This window comes from Arthrobacter sp. CJ23 (assembly GCF_024741795.1).
Classification (GTDB): domain Bacteria; phylum Actinomycetota; class Actinomycetes; order Actinomycetales; family Micrococcaceae; genus Arthrobacter.
Window position 1 is genome coordinate 539,749 of record NZ_CP102950.1, and the last position, 16,527, is coordinate 556,275.

General features: G+C 65.7%; 17 protein-coding genes. 14 read left to right on the forward strand and 3 right to left on the reverse strand.

What is annotated here, in order from left to right; translation table 11 throughout:
• Nucleotides 1–6 precede the first annotated feature (6 nt).
• The gene (locus tag NVV90_RS02405) at nt 7–192 is read left to right on the forward strand and encodes a DUF1918 domain-containing protein (RefSeq protein ID WP_258439606.1); all 186 of its coding nucleotides are present in this window, start codon (nt 7–9) and stop codon (nt 190–192) included.
• A 58-nt stretch (nt 193–250) separates the two neighbouring features.
• Here NVV90_RS02405 and NVV90_RS02410 read toward each other — a convergent pair whose 3' ends face one another.
• Nucleotides 251–883, reverse strand: a complete 633-nt coding sequence (locus tag NVV90_RS02410) for a uracil-DNA glycosylase (protein ID WP_258439607.1) — start codon at nt 881–883, stop codon at nt 251–253.
• Between the two features lie 460 nt (nt 884–1,343).
• Here NVV90_RS02410 and NVV90_RS02415 point away from each other — a divergent pair, with 460 nt between their 5' ends.
• The 13 genes from NVV90_RS02415 to NVV90_RS02475 all read left to right on the forward strand — a co-directional run bounded on the left by NVV90_RS02415 (nt 1,344) and on the right by NVV90_RS02475 (nt 13,369).
• Nucleotides 1,344–2,633, forward strand: a complete 1,290-nt coding sequence (locus NVV90_RS02415) for an adenylosuccinate synthase (protein ID WP_258439608.1) — start codon at nt 1,344–1,346, stop codon at nt 2,631–2,633.
• Between the two features lie 181 nt (nt 2,634–2,814).
• Nucleotides 2,815–3,279 carry an iron chaperone gene (locus NVV90_RS02420; RefSeq protein WP_258439610.1) on the forward strand — a complete coding sequence of 155 codons (465 nt, stop codon included), beginning with the start codon at nt 2,815–2,817 and terminating at the stop codon, nt 3,277–3,279.
• 394 nt (nt 3,280–3,673) lie between these two features.
• A complete protein-coding gene (locus NVV90_RS02425) occupies nt 3,674–4,942 on the forward strand; it encodes an IS110 family transposase (RefSeq protein WP_258437945.1) in 1,269 nt (422 codons plus the stop codon).
• A 436-nt stretch (nt 4,943–5,378) separates the two neighbouring features.
• Entirely contained in the window at nt 5,379–5,933 is a 555-nt protein-coding gene (locus tag NVV90_RS02430; protein WP_258439611.1) for an RNA polymerase sigma factor, read from the forward strand.
• Nucleotides 5,930–6,685, forward strand: a complete 756-nt coding sequence (locus NVV90_RS02435; protein ID WP_258439612.1) for a hypothetical protein — start codon at nt 5,930–5,932, stop codon at nt 6,683–6,685. Before NVV90_RS02430 ends, NVV90_RS02435 begins: the two co-directional genes overlap by 4 nt.
• Nucleotides 6,686–6,803: 118 nt before the next feature.
• Nucleotides 6,804–7,229: a CoA-binding protein gene (locus tag NVV90_RS02440; protein ID WP_258439613.1), complete on the forward strand. Its 426-nt coding sequence runs from the start codon at nt 6,804–6,806 to the stop codon at nt 7,227–7,229.
• Between the two features lie 96 nt (nt 7,230–7,325).
• On the forward strand, nt 7,326–8,207 hold the full coding sequence (locus tag NVV90_RS02445) for a polysaccharide deacetylase family protein (RefSeq protein ID WP_258439614.1): 882 nt from the start codon (nt 7,326–7,328) through the stop codon (nt 8,205–8,207).
• Between the two features lie 98 nt (nt 8,208–8,305).
• The gene (locus NVV90_RS02450; RefSeq protein ID WP_258439615.1) at nt 8,306–8,716 is read left to right on the forward strand and encodes an MmcQ/YjbR family DNA-binding protein; all 411 of its coding nucleotides are present in this window, start codon (nt 8,306–8,308) and stop codon (nt 8,714–8,716) included.
• 95 nt (nt 8,717–8,811) lie between these two features.
• Nucleotides 8,812–9,441, forward strand: coding sequence for a hypothetical protein (locus tag NVV90_RS02455; RefSeq protein ID WP_258439616.1), 630 nt, complete (start codon nt 8,812–8,814; stop codon nt 9,439–9,441).
• 219 nt (nt 9,442–9,660) lie between these two features.
• The gene (gene ngcE / locus NVV90_RS02460) at nt 9,661–11,070 is read left to right on the forward strand and encodes an N-acetylglucosamine/diacetylchitobiose ABC transporter substrate-binding protein (RefSeq protein ID WP_258439617.1); all 1,410 of its coding nucleotides are present in this window, start codon (nt 9,661–9,663) and stop codon (nt 11,068–11,070) included.
• 5 nt (nt 11,071–11,075) lie between these two features.
• Nucleotides 11,076–12,089 carry a carbohydrate ABC transporter permease gene (locus NVV90_RS02465; protein WP_258439618.1) on the forward strand — a complete coding sequence of 338 codons (1,014 nt, stop codon included), beginning with the start codon at nt 11,076–11,078 and terminating at the stop codon, nt 12,087–12,089.
• Nucleotides 12,089–12,982, forward strand: coding sequence for a carbohydrate ABC transporter permease (locus tag NVV90_RS02470; protein ID WP_258439619.1), 894 nt, complete (start codon nt 12,089–12,091; stop codon nt 12,980–12,982). Before NVV90_RS02465 ends, NVV90_RS02470 begins: the two co-directional genes overlap by 1 nt.
• Before the next feature lie 93 nt (nt 12,983–13,075).
• On the forward strand, nt 13,076–13,369 hold the full coding sequence (locus tag NVV90_RS02475) for a DUF503 domain-containing protein (protein ID WP_258439620.1): 294 nt from the start codon (nt 13,076–13,078) through the stop codon (nt 13,367–13,369).
• A 95-nt stretch (nt 13,370–13,464) separates the two neighbouring features.
• Here NVV90_RS02475 and purL read toward each other — a convergent pair whose 3' ends face one another.
• Nucleotides 13,465–15,774 carry a phosphoribosylformylglycinamidine synthase subunit PurL gene (gene purL, locus NVV90_RS02480; protein ID WP_258439621.1) on the reverse strand — a complete coding sequence of 770 codons (2,310 nt, stop codon included), beginning with the start codon at nt 15,772–15,774 and terminating at the stop codon, nt 13,465–13,467.
• Entirely contained in the window at nt 15,771–16,526 is a 756-nt protein-coding gene (gene purQ / locus NVV90_RS02485) for a phosphoribosylformylglycinamidine synthase subunit PurQ (RefSeq protein ID WP_258439622.1), read from the reverse strand. The genes purL and purQ overlap by 4 nt, the downstream gene beginning before the upstream one ends.
• Between the last annotated feature and the right edge of the window lies 1 nt (nt 16,527).

Sequence of the window (16,527 nt, forward strand, 5' to 3'; positions counted from 1 at the left end):
TAGCCAATGAAGGCAGCCCAAGGGGACCGAATCATTGTGCGGGGCCGGACCGTGGAGACGTCCGACCGGCACGGCGAAATCATTGAAGTCAAGGGCGAGGACGGCTCGCCGCCGTATCGCGTCAGGTTCGACGACGGACACGAGTCGATCGTCTTTCCGGGCGGGGATTTTGTGGTCGAGACGGCCAAGTAGGCACCAAAAAGACGGCGGCCCCAAGCGAGGGGCCGCCGTTCTCGCTAAGTGAGTGCTGCTAGGCCTTGCGGGGAATGCCAGTGCGGGCCATGGCCTCGGCGTAGGCGCCGTGGATGGCGTCCAGGTACTCCTGCTGGCGCGCGGGCGAGCCGGCGAAGGAGCGGCCGCCCAGGGAGCGGACCTTGAAGGTCTTGAAGCCGCGGCGCATGATGCTTGCGGGGGCGGCCTTCATGAGCTGGTCGGCCAGGCGGTGTGCCTCGTTGCCGTGCGCCACGAGGGCGGAGGTGCGCGGCAGCAGTGCCAGCAGGCGCAGGAGCGGCTTGAGGCCCTCGGTGATGTTGGCGGGGGTCAGCTTGCCCGGCTCTTCATTCGGCTCGATCCACGGGTACGCGTTCCACGGCATGGTGAGTTCCGGGCGCAGGCCCAGCTGCCACTGCATGCCGACCATGCGCGTGGTGGCCTCCTCGTCGCCGGGGGCGATGAAGCCCTCGCCGGACGTGGTGCGGGTGTTGGAGAAAAGGCTGATGATGCGGCATTCATCGGTGTTGTGCACGGGGTCGATGTAGAGGACCTCGCTGCCCGGCTTCTGTTCCTTGAGGGAATCGCACAGCCCGGTGACCTCGGCGATGTGGGGTTCGTAGCGGCGGTTCCAGAGGAGCTCGTTGGGTGATTCAGTCGCCAGGTCTTGCATTGGGTCTTGGGTCTCCTTGGTGTTGCTGACCGCACTCGCTGGACCGGTCGCGGGCATGCCGCTGCCGGTCCCAGAAGGGCGCTGTTGGGGGCTGGTTAACCTTACCGGACGGGTAGGGTGCCAAAATCCCGGTTCCGGCGCGCCGTCTCCTGACGCCCCCGGCGTGTTGGGCGCCGGAATGTTGGGTCCGCTGCGGGCGGGAACGCCCGACGGCGGTAGCGGCCGCAAGGGACTTGACTTGATTGACGGCATCGGCGGCTCGTGCACGAATCTCAGCTAGCCACGTCACCCAGCGCCTCCTGACACGGGGATCCGGGCCGCATCCGCTAAACTTGGCTGGTAAGAGCCCCGGAACTCTTGCGTTTGCTGCACCAAGCGGCGGCACCAGAATGATTCGGGGCGTTCTCATGTACGGCGCCAGGCCATCGCGGTTTGGCCCGAAAGAATGGGGGAGGATCCCATGCCCGCTATCGTGATCGTCGGCGCCCAGTGGGGCGACGAAGGCAAAGGCAAAGCAACCGACCTGCTCGGTGGCCGCGTTGACTACGTGGTCAAGCCCAACGGCGGCAACAACGCCGGGCACACCGTGGTCGTGGGCGGTGAGAAGTATGAGCTCAAGCTCCTTCCCGCCGGCATTCTGAGCCCCAACGCCATTCCGATCATCGGCAATGGCTGCGTGGTGAACCTCGAGGCCCTCTTCCAGGAGATCGAGGGCCTGGAAGCCCGCGGCGCGGACACCTCCCGCCTGCGCGTTTCCGCCAACGCCCACCTGGTGGCCCCGTACCACCAGGTCCTGGACAAGGTCACGGAGCGCTTCCTCGGCAGCCGCGCCATCGGCACTACCGGCCGCGGCATCGGCCCGGCCTACATGGACAAGGTGGCCCGCCTGGGCATCCGCGTCCAGGACGTCTTCGACGAGTCGATCCTCCGCCAGAAGGTGGAAGGCTCGCTGCGCCAGAAGAACGAGCTGCTGGTCAAGGTCTACAACCGCCGCGACATCGTGGTTGACGAGATCGTGGACTACTTCCTGTCCTTCGCCGAGCGCCTGCGCCCGCTGGTCATCGACAGCACCCTGGTCCTGAACAACGCCCTGGACGAGGGCAAGGTTGTGCTCATGGAAGGCGGCCAGGCCACGTTCCTTGACGTTGACCACGGCACCTACCCGTTCGTGACTTCCTCCAACCCCACCGCCGGCGGCGCGTCCGTGGGCTCGGGCATCGGCCCCACCCGCATCTCGCGCTCCATCGGCATCATCAAGGCGTACACCACCCGTGTTGGCGCCGGCCCGTTCCCCACGGAACTCTTCGACGAGATGGGCATGTACCTGCAGAAGACCGGCGGCGAGTTCGGTGTGAACACCGGCCGTCCGCGCCGCTGCGGCTGGTACGACGCCGTCCTGGCCCGCCACGCTTCCCGCGTCAACGGCTTCACGGACTACTTCGTCACCAAGCTGGACGTGCTCACAGGCATCGAGCAGATCCCGGTCTGCGTTGCCTATGACGTTGACGGCGTGCGCCACGACGAAATGCCCATGACGCAGACCGAGTTCCACCACGCGGTGCCGATCTTCGAGTACTTCGACGGCTGGACCGAGGACATCACCGGCGCCCGCACCCTGGAAGACCTCCCCGAGAACGCCCGCAACTATGTGCTGGCCCTCGAAAAGCTCTCCGGCACGCGGTTCTCCGCGATCGGCGTCGGCCCGGACCGCGACCAGACCATCGTGGTCCACGACCTGATCAAGGACTAAACGCTTCAGAGATTACGACGACGGCGGGTCACCCTGGGGTTCCAAAGGAACCTGGTGGGTGGCCCGCCGTCGTTGTCTATGGCAGCGGCAGCGGCAATCGAGCAGTTTCGGAGAAGCCCCTCGCCTCGCTGCCCCCTAGCGTTAGGGTGGTCACACCAAATCCAGGAGAGAGGTTCGTGCCATGACGGACGCCAACGGATCGGCCACCAAGGAAAAGTCGTACGACGGTTTCACGGAGGAAGAACGCGCCGCGATGAAGGAGCGGGCGCAGGAGCTCAAGAAGGCCTCGCGCCGGAAACCCGCAGCTGCCAAGGTGGATGGGGAAACCGACGCGCTCTCGAAGATCGCCGAGATGTCGGAGCCGGACAAAGCCATCGCCGAGCGCCTGCACGCCATCATCAAGGAGCACGCTCCGGAACTCTCGCCGAAGACCTGGTACGGGATGCCGGCCTACGCCAAGGACGGCCAGGTGGTCTGCTTCTTCCAGCCCGCGGACAAGTTCAAGGCACGGTACCCGACGCTTGGCTTCAATGACCCCGCGAAGCTCGACGACGGCAACATGTGGCCCACCTCGTATGCGCTGACGAAGCTCGCCGCCGCCGAGGAAGCGCAGATCATCGAGCTCATCAAGAAGGCGGTCAGCTAAGCAAGGCGGAAGCAACCACGTTGAGCTCGGAGGGGGAGCGGCCGAGGCTCCTCTCGGCCTGCGTCCATGCCGGCGCCCTCGACGCCACAGTCCCGAAGATCCCCGGCGGTTATGCGGCCCCCACGGAAGCCACGGCGGGCCCATGTAAGTAGCCTTTGTGTCCCTTGCGGGACGCCCGTTCCGGGCTGAAAATGTGCTTGTGGCCGCCTGCCAACGCCGTGCTTCTATGGTTCGTTGAGGCCGCTAAGTAGCCGGGCGTTGGGGGTCACGTTGTGGGCCCTTCATTGTTCCTTTCATCGAGAACGAGGACTAGATTCCCGTTGTCCCTGGTGATCCCCACGGGCGGCCACTTCGATATTCAGAAGGGCCGCGCCGTGAGGAGATGAGCAGGATCATGCTGGCTGAAACCCAGGATGAGGAACAGATCATTGCCAGGGTCGCCGGGATCGACATTGGCAAGGCCGAACTCGTGTGTTGCGTGCGGGTCCCCGCGGAGGGGAACCGAAAGAAACGGTTGCAGGAGGTGTCCACGCATTCGACCATGACCCGTTCGTTGGCGGACCTGGCCAACCATCTCGTGGACCTGCGCATCGAGCGGGTGGTGATGGAGGCGACCAGCGACTACTGGAAGCCGGTGTTCTACCTCCTCGAGGCGCACGGGCTCGAACCGTGGCTGGTCAACGCCCGCGACGTGAAGCATCTGCCGGGACGTCCCAAAACCGATGTGCTGGATGCGGTGTGGCTGTGCAAGGTCGCCGAACGGCAGATGCTCCGGCCCAGCTTCGTCCCGCCCGCCCCGATCCGCAGGCTCCGGGACCTGACCCGGTACCGGATTGACCTGGTCGGGACCCGGACCGCGGAGAAGAACCGGGTCGAGAAACTCCTCGAGGACGCCTGCATCAAACTCTCCTCGGTGGCCTCGGACACCTTCGGGGTGTCCGGCCGGGAAATGATGGCAGCGCTCATCGCCGGAGAACGCAACCCGGGCGTGCTCGCGCAGCTGGCACGCTCCAGCATGCGCAGGAAGATCAGCGAACTGGAGGAGGCGTTCACCGGCCGCTTCGATGACCACCACGGCTTCCTGCTCGCCCGGATGCTGGCAAGGATTGACGGCATCGATACCGATATCGCCGCGCTCGATGAACAGATCGAGGTCCAGCTGGCCCCTTTCGCCGCGGCGGCCAAACGCCTGGATGAGATCCCGGGCATCGGCCCCATCGCCGCCGCCGTAGTTCTGGCCGAAATCGGGGTCGACATGTCCCGGTTCCCGACCGCGGGGCACCTGTGTTCCTGGGCAAAGTTCTCCCCGGGCATCAACTCCTCCGCAGGCAAGACCAAAGGAAACGGCTCGACCGGGCACGGCAACCGCTATCTCGCCCGGGCCCTTGGCGAGGCCGCCTTCGGAGCCGGCAAGACCAATACCTTCCTGGGCGAACGCTACCGAAGGCTCGTCCGGCGGCGGGGCAAGAAACGCGCCATTGTCGCCATCGGACGTTCCATCCTCGTCATCGTCTGGCACCTCCTGCAGGGCCCGGACACACGGTTCCAGGATCTCGGCGCCGACCACTTCACCCGCCACACCAACCCCGAAACCAGGAAGCACAGCCACATCCGGCAACTCGAGGCCCTCGGCTACACCGTCACCCTGACCCCTGCCGCCTGACTCCAACATTCCCCGTCCACCGAGGGCTGCCTTTCGCCCCCGGATGCCCAAACACGCGCGCCAACGAACGCACATCACCTCATTTTCGGACTAGCAGTAACTGTCGTTTTGGAGGCTCATAACGACACCTACTGCTACTTGCTTGGGATGCCACGGACGCACCCCGGCCCACCCCCAAAAAAACTTTTCGCATCCGCGTAACCCTTTCGGTCTGTCCTGCGATTACGTCAATGAAAGCGCCGAGCTGGAACTTGTCCCCCATCAATTTCCAGCTCGGCGGTTTTCACTTTGTGCGGCCTTCGGGAACCGCGCAGGCAGGGCCTTGGGCTGTTCACAAACACGGGTTACTCTTGGTAGGTTGTCCGCCAGGCAGCCGTCGTGGACGCAGCTGGCCAGTGGAGCCAAGGAACTATCGCCGACCGAAAGTCCCTTCCCTGTGACTGACGCATTGACCGATGACGTGCTTCGTGCCCTTCAGGGCCGGGACTCGGAGTTGTTCCGCGCCGTTTACCAGGCCTATGCGGGCCCGGTGCTCGGCTACCTGACGGCCAAGGGCGTGGCAGACCCGGAAGCCGTGACCCAGGACGTGTTCCTGGCGGTCCTGCCACGGATCTCCACGATCACGGGCGGCGCGCAGGGATTGCGGACCTTCGTTTTTTCTGTGGCCCATGCGCGCATGGTGGATGACCGGCGGCAGCAAAGCCGGTCACCGGAGCACTGCGAGTTTGAAACGGAACGGGATTCCCGTGCCTCGGGTTCGGCGGAAGACGAGGCGATGGAGCTTCTGGCCCCGGGTGAAGTCCTGGCACTGCTGGACATCCTTGGCGAGGACCAGCGGGACGTCCTGGCGCTGCGGATCGTGGCTGGTCTGACGGTTGAGCAAGCTGCCGAAATCGTGGGGAAAAGCCCGGGCGCAGTCAAACAGCTGCAGCGCCGGGCTCTGATAACACTCCGTGAGCACTCGGCAGTAAAGGACTATGTGGCGCCATGACGGGCAACAATCTCGAACGCGACAAGCTTGTCGACGACGTGATGCGCGAGGCCGGCGTCCACGACGCTCCTGAGCTGAAGGCCGCGCTCCATTCCCTTGGCGCCTTTGCCTCGATGCAGGCACCCGAGCCCGGCGCCGAACTCGCCGCCCTGTTCGCTGCACCCACGGACGAGCTCAGCAAGCGCCGTTGGCTGCGCACTCACCGGCCGGCCGTTCTGGGCATCGCCGTAGTCACGGCCATGGGCCTCGGCGTGAGCGGCGTCGCCGCAGCGAGCTCGGGTTTCACGAAACAGCCGGAGTTCATGAACCGCCTGCTGGCAGGCTGGGCGCCCGGCTGGATGTCGCCCCCGCCGTCCCTGCAGCCACCGCTTCCCACCTCGGACGCACCCAAGGTCACGTCGGTGCCGGCACCCACCGTCGATCCTGCCGCCGTGCCCCCAGCAGAGGCCCTGACGGTCCCTGCAGCGCCCATCGCCACCGCACCTGCCCCGGAGCAGCGCCCAGCCATCCCGGCAGTCCCTGCAGTTCCGGGGGGTCCCGGAACACCTGCCAAGCCCGCCACCCCGGCTGTTCCGGCCGCGCCGCAGAAGGACACCGCGCAGGTGCCCAAGCTCCCCATTGCTTCCAGGACTGAACTGAAGTCCGGCGACGTGTGGCGGTTGTTGGAGCGGGACCGCCAAGTAGCCGGCACCGCGCCAGTGAACCACACGCTGGAATGGTGGCTGAAGGACTCGAAGCACCTCAGGCGCTGACGGTACGACGACGGTCGGCCCCTTCCACAGGGAAGGCACCGGCCGTCGTCGTACTGGAGCTGATTCATTCATAAATTCGATCCACGGGACCTCCGGGCCCCTGGAGTAGGCTTGGGACATGACGCACGTCAATGATCCGGCCGTCGTAGACCGCCTCATGCGAACAAAAGGCCGCTGGGCAATCGTGGGGCTGAGCACGAATGAGTGGCGCTCCGCCTTCGAGGTGGCCCTCTATGTACGCGGCACCATGGGCATGGAGATCATCCCCATCAACCAGCGGGGCGAGGACGTCCACGGCGAAACCGGCTACAAGTTCCTCTCCGACGTGCCCCTGGAACGCCAGCCCATCGACGTGGTGGACTGCTTCGTGAATTCCCAGCGCGTGGGAGCCGTGGTGGACCAGGCCATCGAGGCCGGCGCGAAGGCCGTGTGGCTGCAGCTTGGCGTGATCGACGAGGACGCTGCGGAGCGGGCCAAGGCCGCAGGACTGGACGTCGTCATGAACCTCTGCCCGGCCCAGATGGGCTGGCGTTACGGCCTGTAGCGCGGCCGTTAACTGCCGAGACACCGTGGGCTGCTAATCTGCTGAGGAACCTGCTCCTCGACCACCGGGACTGCGATGTGTGACGATCACGCTGGAGTGGCAGCCGCCCCCAACCGCCGGGCCGCGATCGGTGTTCTTGGTGCCTCCCTTCTGGCCAGCCTCAATGCCTGTGCCGCTCCGGCAACCACCACGTCGGAGGCGACGCCCAGCGCCGGTGTCCCGGCGTCGGGAGCCCCCTCTGCGACGGCGCGGTCGACTGCGGCCGGCACGCCCGGCGCAACGCCGGCACTGACCGCCGCCACACCGACGGCGACACCCACGCCGACGCCGACTGTCACGAAGCGCATCCGGCGGACCTTCATCCCGGACCTCGCTCTGCCTCCGGTCAGGAACGGACTGGCCCCGGTGATCACCAGGATCCAGACCAAACGTCCCGTTGTGTTCCTCACGATCGATGACGGCAACACCAAGACGCCCGAGATGGTCAGGCTCATGGCTGAGTACGACTACCCGGCGTCGCTGTTCCTGACGAAGAATGCCGTGCAGGGCAATCCGACGTTCTTCAAGGCGTTCCAGGCCCAGGGCAGCCTCATCGAGAACCACACGGTTTCGCACAACGTCAACATGGTCCGGCAATGGAGCTACCAGCAGCAGCTCAACGACATCGAGGGCATGCAGCAGTTCGCCACCGAACAGTACGGACGCCGCCCCACGCTGTTCCGGCCGCCCGGAGGCGCGTACTCCGGCGCCATGCAGCAGGCCGTGGCCGCCGCCGGGATGAAAGCGATCGTGACCTGGGAAGCCAAGGCCAATGCCGGCAGGATGGACTACCAGGTGGGCAATTCGCTGCGCCCCGGGGACATCGTGCTGATGCACTTCCGCCCCGAGTTCGCGGCGGACCTGGCAGCCTTCCGCGCGGCCCAGCTCGCCGCCGGCCTGGAGGTCGTGCTGCTGGAGGACTTCCTCGGCGTGGCCTGAGGCTGCACTCTGTGTTGGCCGGCCACGCCCGCCGTCGGGCGTGCGCCGGTTGCCGGGCGTGCGCCGGTTGCCGGGCGTGCGCCCGGTAGGCTCGCCCCATGGACGTTTCCCATCTCCGTGAGATCTGCCTGGGGTTCCCCGGTACCTTTGAGGACTTCCCCTTCGGCCCCGAGACCTCCGTGTTCAAGGTGCGGGCCGCGGTGGCCGGCGGGGCCCGGCATGAGGCCAAGATGTTCGCCCTCTCGGCCATGGACCCGGACAACTGGTCCGTCAGCCTCAAATGCGAACCGGCCCTGGCCGAGCAACTGCGGGCCGCCCACCCCGAAATCACCGGCGCCTGGCACATGAACAAAACCCACTGGAACGGCGTCCGCCTGGACGGAGCCCTGCCGGACGACATGGTCCGGGACATGGTGGAGGACTCCTACGACCTGGTGGTGGCCACGCTGAGCCGCAAGCAGCAGGAACAGCTCGGCTGGGCCCGGCTCGCCCAGGGGCGCAGTACCTGACGCCACGCTCCAGGACCTGCACACGGTGCGGCTTTCCGGCTAGCTTGGGAGTGCACATCCAACCCCGCAGCCGAGAGCTGATCAGGAGCAGGCAGATGCTGGAACAACGCACCCTTGACGAACTATGGGACTTCGCCGATCCGGCGGCGTCCGAGACGAGATTCCGGGCCGCGATGGCGGACGGAAAGTACGACGACGACGAGCGGGCCGAGCTGGCAACGCAACTTGGCCGGGCCATCGGACTGCAGGACCGCTTTGAGGAAGCGGATGCCCTGCTGGACGCGATCGACGGCGGGCAGGATCCCACCGTGGGCGTGCGGATCCTGCTGGAGCGGGGCCGGATCCTGAACTCAAGCGGGCACGCGGCCATGGCCGTGCCCCTTTTTGAGCAGGCCGCCGAACTTGCCGACCATCTGAGCGAGGAATTCCTCGCCGTCGACTCCCTCCACATGCTGGCGATCGCAGACGCGGCCCACGCCGAATCCTGGACGCGCAGCGCGCTTGAATACGCCTCCACCGTGCACGATGACCGCACGCGCCGATGGATGGTCTCCCTGCACAGCAGCCTTGGTTGGATCCTGCACGCGGCTGCGCGTTTCCCCGAGGCCATGGTGGAGTTCCAGCTGGCCGAGCAGTGGGCAGAGCGCGTGGGCACGGAAAACCAGCAATTACGGGCCCGGGAAGCCATAAATGAGTGCGGAAAGTCGCTCGCGAGAGGACACTGAGAGGGACTCCGAAGCCGCAAAAGAGGTGATTGCGAGGGATCACAAAAAGATCACACTTTGACAAATGTTGATCGAAACTAGCGCCAAATATTGATTTTCGATCATCCGTGGTGAAGTATGTCACACGAAGGACGGCGCCGTTTGTGACCGTCCCCACTGCCCGACTACCGGCCTCCGTGCCGCAGCAGTCGGCACAACGAGTCACTGGAGGGTTTAGAAATGAACGTTCAGCACCAGTCCCTTGGCCGCCGCGGATTCCTGCGCGGGGCGCTCGCAGCAGCCGTGCTCGTGCCCATGGGTGGCGCACTGGCTTCCTGCGCGGCAGGCGGCGGCGGAACCACCACCGGCCCCACGGGAACCATCTCGGACGCCAACCCGTTCGGCATGGCTGACAAGTCCACCGTTGACGCCGTGATCTTCAAGGGCGGCTACGGCATCGACTACGTCGACTTCGCCGGCAAGTCCTTCGAGAAGGCGCACTCCGGTTCCACCGCCAAGATCGCTCCGTCCACGGACATCGCCCAGGAACTGCAGCCGCGCTTCGTCGGCGGCAACCCGCCGGACCTCATTGACAACTCCGGCGCCAAGTCCATCGGCTTCAGCACCATCCTGGCGCAGCTGGAGGACCTGAACAGCGTGGTCAACGCCAAGAACCTCGAGGGCAAGGTCATCAAGGACACCCTCTACGGCGGCGTCCTGGCCCCGGGCACCTTCGAAGGCAAGCTGGCCGCACTGAACTACGTGCTGACCGTTTTCGCCATGTGGTACTCCGACTCCCTGCTCAAGGAAAACGGCTGGTCGGTCCCCAAGACCTGGGACGAGATGTATGCGCTCGGCGAAAAGGCCAAGGCCAAAGGCAAGTACCTGTTCCTCTGGGGAAAGGAAGCGGCCACGTACTACCAGGAAATGGCGATCTCCTCCGCCGTCAAGGAAGGCGGCCACGATGTCCGCCTGGGCCTGGAAAACCTGAAGGCCGACTGCTGGTCCCACCCGGCCCTGCAGAGCGTCTTCACCGCCATGGACAAGATCATCAAGGCAGGCTTCTTCAAGCCCGGCGGCTCGGGCACCCAGTTCACCGCTGCCCAGGCGCAGTGGAGCAACGCCCAGGAGGCCGTGTTCTACCCGTCCGGCTCGTGGATTGAAAACGAGATGAAGGACCAGACCAAGGCCGGATTCAACATGACCGGCGCTCCGGTCCCTTCGGTCACCACCGGCTCCAAGCTGCCTTACGCCTCGCTGCACAGCGCCGCAGGCGAACCGTTCATTGTCCCGTCCCAGGGCAAGAACGTGGCCGGCGGCAAGGAACTGCTCCGCGTCATGCTGTCCAAGGAAGCGGCCACCAACTTCGCCAAGACCAAGCTGGCCCCCACCATCGTCAAGGACACCGTCCCGGCCGATGGCTTCGGCTCCACCGCCCTGGTCTCGCAGACCAAGCTGCTCGAGGCTGCCGGCGAGAACATCTACACCTGGAACTTCATTGACCTGTACGGCACCAACAAGGACCAGCTGGTCGTCTGGAACACCTTCCTCGACGGCAAATCGGACGTGGCAACCCTGACGTCGGAACTGCAGAAGATCACCGACAAGGTCCGCAACGACAGCTCGGTCAAGAAGATTGAAGTGAAGTGACCGTAGTGAAGACAAAGCAGCGCCGGAACGACGAGGCCCTGGCCGCCGTCGTTCCGGCCACCGCTCCACCCGCCGTCAGGCGGCGGCGCAAGCCACTGACGTGGGACAAGATCAGCTTCTTCGCGGTGTTCCTCGGGCTGCCGCTGGCCATCTACCTCCTGTTCGTGATCTGGCCGTTCGTGCAGGCCTTCGGGTACTCCATGACCGACTGGACAGGGTTCTCGCCCACCCAGAACTTCATTGGCCTTGAGAACTACGTGAAGATCTTCACGGACGACATCTTCATGAAGGCCATGGGGAACAACATCCTGCTGGTCATCTTCCTGCCGATCGTCACCATCATCCTCAGCCTGGTGCTGGCGACCTTGGTGACCGTGGGCGGAAGCAGCAAGGGCCAGATCAAGGGCCTGCGCAACTCCAGCTTCTACCGCGTGGTGTCCTTCTTCCCGTACACCATCCCCGCCATCGCCATCGGCATCATGTGGGGCCAGATCTACGATCCCTCCGGCGGCCTGCTGAACGGTATCCTCACCGGGCTGGGCCTTGACCAGTTCAAGGACTTCGCCTGGCTGGGCGACAAGAACACCGCCATGATCGCCACCATGTTCGTGATCGTGTGGGGCTTTGTGGGCTTCTACATGGTCCTGTTCGTGGCCGGCATCAAGGGCATCCCGGCCGAGCTGTTCGAGGCTGCAAGGATCGACGGCGCTGGCCGCTTCCGCACCGCCGTGTCCATCACCATCCCGCTGATCCGGGACAACATCCAGACCGCCTACATCTACATGGGCATCCTGGCGCTGGACGCGTTTGTCTACATGGCCGCCCTGAACTCCGGCGGCGGCCCGGACAACTCCACCCTGGTGATGGCACAGCAGCTGTTCTTCACCGCCTTCAGCAAGGGCCAGTTCGGCCTGGCCAGCGCCATGGGCGTCGTGCTGGCCATTACCACCCTGATCTTCTCCGGCCTCGTGTTCCTGGTTAACAGGCTCACCGGCGGAGACAAGGATGTGTCCATCTGATGAGTACAAAGTTCGTCAACCAGGAAATGAAGTCGCTGCACTTCAACCCGCGCAAGCCGGCCTCCGCACCTGTGGACAAGGTGGTGGGAGCCGTCTCGCACACGGCCCTGACCATCTGGTCGCTGATCGTGATCCTGCCGCTGCTGTGGACCTTCATGTCCTCCTTCAAGACGTCCAGCGAGATCTTCGCCTCGCCGTTCGCCCTGCCCTCGCAGTGGCGCTTCGACAACTACGTCCGGGCCTGGACCGAGGCCGGCATCGGCAGCTACTTCCTGAACTCCGTCATCGTGGTGGGTTCGGCACTGGTGATCGTCATGGTGCTGGGCGCCATGTGCGCCTATGTGCTGGCGCGCTACACCTTCCCCGGCAGCAGGGCGATCTACTACCTGATGCTGGCCGGCCTGACCTTCCCGATCTTCCTCGCCATGGTCCCGTTGTTCTTTGTCCTGAAGAACATGGGCCTGCTGAACACCCTGCCGGGGCTCATCATCGTATACGTGGGCTTCGCCCTGCCGTTCACCGTGTTCTTCCTGTTCTCCTTCTTCAAGTCGCTGCCGCACGAAATCACCGAGGCGGCCTCCCTGGATGGGGCAGGGGAGTGGCGGACCTTCTTCCAGGTCATGCTGCCGATGGCCAAGCCCGGGCTCGCGTCCGTGGCCATCTTCAACTTCCTGGGCCTGTGGAACCAGTTCCTCATCCCCGTGTCGATCAACGCAGCCGGACCACGGGTGCTCTCCCAGGGCCTGGCGGCCTTCGCCGGCCAGATGGGCTACGCGGTGGACTTCGGCGCGCTGTTCGCCGCCGTCACCGTCACGGTGGTCCCGGTGCTGATCGTGTACATCATCTTCCAGCGCCAGCTGCAGGGTTCGGTGTCGCAGGGCACCTCCAAGTAGTACGGCTCTCCCGAGCCACGCCCGACGGCGGCCCCCACCTCAGGGTGGGGGCCGCCGTCGGGCGTTTCCGCTGCCAACCGCCATAATGGGCGCATGTGGATTGGCTGGATCGAGTTCGACATCCTCCTGGGAGACGTCCAGAGCCTGAAGGAGAAACGCTCGCTGGTGCGCCCGTTGATCGCGGAGCTCAAGAGGCGCTTCGAGGTCACGGCGGCTGAGACGGGCCACCTGGAGCAGCACCGGCGGGCCTTGGTGGGTGCCGGCCTTGTCGCGGCGGACCGGGCGCACCTCGTGGAGGTGCTCGACGCCGTCGAGCGCTTTGTGGCGGCCCGTCCCGAGCTTGAGCTGCTCAGCGCCCGGCAGCGGGATCTCCACAGCGAAGACTGAGCACCAACGCAAAAACCGCACCCGCTGCGGACCGCGGCACCCATTTTGAATGGATGCGTTGGTCCGCAACGGGTGCGGTTTCTAAAGTTCCGGCCTTAGCCGAAGTACTTCGGCAGGGTGGCCTCGTGGGCTTCGCGGAGGGCGTCGAGCGAAAGCGTCTCCACGCCGTTGATCTCCAACTGGCCGCCGGCAGCGTCAACCACGCCGACCCGGAGGTGGGCGAAGCCGCGGGCGGTGCACATGTCCTTGAAGCGGACTTCCTCGGAGCGGGGAACCGCCACGATGGCACGTGCCTGGGACTCGGAGAACAGGGCGGTGAACAGGTCCACGCCGTCGCGCTCCAGCAGTTCCTCAAGCGCAATGCGGGCACCGACGCCGTAGCGCAGCGAGGACTCGACGAGGGCCGCCGCGAGGCCGCCTTCGGAGAGGTCGTGCGCGGAGTCGATCATGCCGTCGCGGGAAGCGTTGATCAGGATCTCGCCCAGCTCGCGCTCGGCGGCGAGGTCAACCTTCGGCGGCAGGCCGCCGAGGTGTCCGCGCAGGTTGGACCATTCCGAACCGTCCAGCTCAGCAGCCGTGGTGCCCAGCAGGTAGATGGCCTGGCCGTCTTCCTTCCAGCCCGACGGCGTGCGGCGGGCGACGTCGTCGAGCTTGCCGAGCACTGCCACCACGGGGGAGGGGTGGATCGGCGTGGTGCCGGTCTGGTTGTACAGGGAGACGTTGCCGCCGGTGACCGGGATGCCGAGCACCATGCAGGCATCGGACAGGCCGCGGATGGCCTCGGCGAGCTGCCACATGACATCCGGGTCCTCGGGGGAACCGAAGTTCAGGCAGTCGCTGACGGCCATCGGAACGGCGCCGGAGGTGGCCACGTTGCGGTAGGCCTCGGCCAGCGCGAGCTGTGCACCGTGGTACGGGTCGAGGTAGGTGTAGCGGCCGTTGGCGTCGGTGGCCAGGGCAACGCCCAGGCCGGTTTCCTCGTCCACGCGGACCACGCCGGCGTCGTCCGGGAACGCCATGGCGGTGTTGCCGCCGACGTAGCGGTCGTACTGCTTGGTGATCCAGGACTTGTCGCACATGTTCGGCGAGGCGACCAGTTCGGTGACGGCGGCAGCCAGTTCCGCAGGGGCGGAGGGGCGGCCGGCATCCTGCACGGAGCCGGTGAACGAGTCGGCCTGCACGGAGTCCTGCCACGAGGGGCGGGCGTACGGGCGGTCGTAGACCGGGCCGTCGTGGGCGACGGTGCGCGGGTCGACGTCGACGATGACTTCGCCGTCCCAGGTGATGATGAGGCGGCCGGTGTCGGTGACCTCGCCCAGCCAGGAGTACTCCACGGCCCACTTGTCCATGACCGCTTCGAAAGCGGCGATGTTCCCGGGCGTGACCACGGCCATCATGCGTTCCTGCGACTCGGACATCAGGATTTCGCCCGGGGTCAGAGTGGGGTCGCGCAGCAGTACGGAGGTCAGCTCGACTTCCATGCCGCCGTCGCCGTTGGAGGCCAGTTCCGAGGTGGCGCAGGAGATGCCTGCGGCGCCGAGGTCCTGGATGCCTTCAACGAGGGAGCCCTTGAACAGCTCGAGGCAGCACTCGATGAGCACCTTTTCTGCGAAGGGGTCACCCACCTGCACGGCGGGGCGCTTGGACGGCTTGGTGTCGTCGAAGGACTCGGAGGCCAGCACCGAGGCGCCGCCGATGCCGTCGCCGCCGGTGCGTGCACCGAACAGGACAACCTTGTTGCCCTTGCCGGAGGCGTTGGCGAGGCGGATGTCCTCGTGGCGCATGACGCCAACGGCCAGCGCGTTGACCAGCGGGTTGCCCTGGTACACGGCGTCGAAGACCATTTCGCCGCCGATGTTGGGCAGGCCGAGGGAGTTGCCGTAGCCGCCGATGCCGGCAACGGCACCGTGCATGACGCGGGCGGTGTCCGGGTGGTCAATGGCACCGAAACGCAGCGGGTCCATCACGGCAACCGGGCGGGCGCCCATGGAGATGATGTCGCGGACGATGCCGCCGATGCCGGTTGCGGCACCCTGGTAGGGCTCCACGAACGACGGCGAGTTGTGGGACTCGATCTTGAACGTCACGGCCCAGCCGTCGCCCAGGTTGGTGACGCCGGCGTTCTCGCCGATGCCCACCAGCATGTCCTTCTTCATCTCGTCGGTCACCTTTTCGCCGAACTGGCGCAGGTGGTTCTTCGAGGACTTGTAGGAGCAGTGCTCGCTCCACATCACGGAGTACATGGCCAGCTCGGCGCCGGTGGGGCGGCGGCCCAGCACCTTGACGACCTCGTCGAACTCGTTCTGCTTCAGGCCGAGCTCGGCCCAGGGCAGCTCGGTGTCCGGCGTCTTGGCAGCGTTCTCGACCGTGTCGATGTTGAACTTCTTGGTGGTTTCGGTGCTCACTTGGCGCCTCCCACGAGCTTGTTGAGGACAGAGGTGAAGAAGCCCAGGCCGTCGGTGCCGGCGTTGGATTCGGGGCCGTAGCCGGTTTCCACTGCGTGCTCCGGGTGCGGCATGAGGCCCACTACGTTGCCGGCGGCGTTGGAGATGCCGGCGATGTCGCGGCGCGAGCCGTTCGGGTTGAAGCCCACGTAGCGGAACGCGACGCGGCCTTCGGCCTCGAGGGCGTCCAGGGTCTTCTCGTCGGCGATGTACTGGCCGTCCTGGTTCTTCAGGGGAACCGTGATTTCCTGGCCGGCGGCGTAGTCGGAGGTCCACATGGTGGAGTTGTTCTCCACCCGCAGGACCTGCTCGCGGCACATGAACTTCAGGTGGTCGTTCTTGATCATGGAACCGGGCAGCAGGTGCGACTCGGTCAGGATCTGGAAGCCGTTGCAGATGCCCAGCACAGGAAGCTTGGCATCGGAGTTGGCGGCGTCCACGATCTTGGACATGAGCGGGGCGAAGCGCGAAATGGCGCCGGCGCGCAGGTAGTCACCGTAGGAGAATCCGCCGGGGATGACCACGGCGTCCACGTCGGCCAGCACGGTGTCGGCGTGCCACAGCGAAACGGCGGTGCCGCCTGCCAGGCGGACTGCACGTGCGGCGTCGCGGTCGTCAAGGGTGCCGGGGAACGTTACGACGCCGATCAGGGCGCCGGCGAGCCGGGAGTCGGCGCCGGCCGCAGCCTCGCCGATCAAGGGAAGTTCAGTCATG

Coding starts and splice junctions, on each gene's coding strand:
- NVV90_RS02405 (WP_258439606.1), top strand. CDS start 7: ATGAAGGCAGCCCAAGGGGACCGAATCATTGTGCGGGGCCGGACCGTG.
- NVV90_RS02440 (WP_258439613.1), top strand. CDS start 6,804: ATGACGCACGTCAATGATCCGGCCGTCGTAGACCGCCTCATGCGAACA.
- purQ (WP_258439622.1), bottom strand. CDS start 16,526: ATGACTGAACTTCCCTTGATCGGCGAGGCTGCGGCCGGCGCCGACTCC.
- NVV90_RS02425 (WP_258437945.1), top strand. CDS start 3,674: ATGCTGGCTGAAACCCAGGATGAGGAACAGATCATTGCCAGGGTCGCC.
- NVV90_RS02415 (WP_258439608.1), top strand. CDS start 1,344: ATGCCCGCTATCGTGATCGTCGGCGCCCAGTGGGGCGACGAAGGCAAA.
- NVV90_RS02435 (WP_258439612.1), top strand. CDS start 5,930: ATGACGGGCAACAATCTCGAACGCGACAAGCTTGTCGACGACGTGATG.
- NVV90_RS02410 (WP_258439607.1), bottom strand. CDS start 883: ATGCAAGACCTGGCGACTGAATCACCCAACGAGCTCCTCTGGAACCGC.
- NVV90_RS02450 (WP_258439615.1), top strand. CDS start 8,306: ATGGACGTTTCCCATCTCCGTGAGATCTGCCTGGGGTTCCCCGGTACC.
- NVV90_RS02470 (WP_258439619.1), top strand. CDS start 12,089: ATGAGTACAAAGTTCGTCAACCAGGAAATGAAGTCGCTGCACTTCAAC.
- NVV90_RS02475 (WP_258439620.1), top strand. CDS start 13,076: ATGTGGATTGGCTGGATCGAGTTCGACATCCTCCTGGGAGACGTCCAG.
- NVV90_RS02455 (WP_258439616.1), top strand. CDS start 8,812: ATGCTGGAACAACGCACCCTTGACGAACTATGGGACTTCGCCGATCCG.
- ngcE (WP_258439617.1), top strand. CDS start 9,661: ATGAACGTTCAGCACCAGTCCCTTGGCCGCCGCGGATTCCTGCGCGGG.
- NVV90_RS02420 (WP_258439610.1), top strand. CDS start 2,815: ATGACGGACGCCAACGGATCGGCCACCAAGGAAAAGTCGTACGACGGT.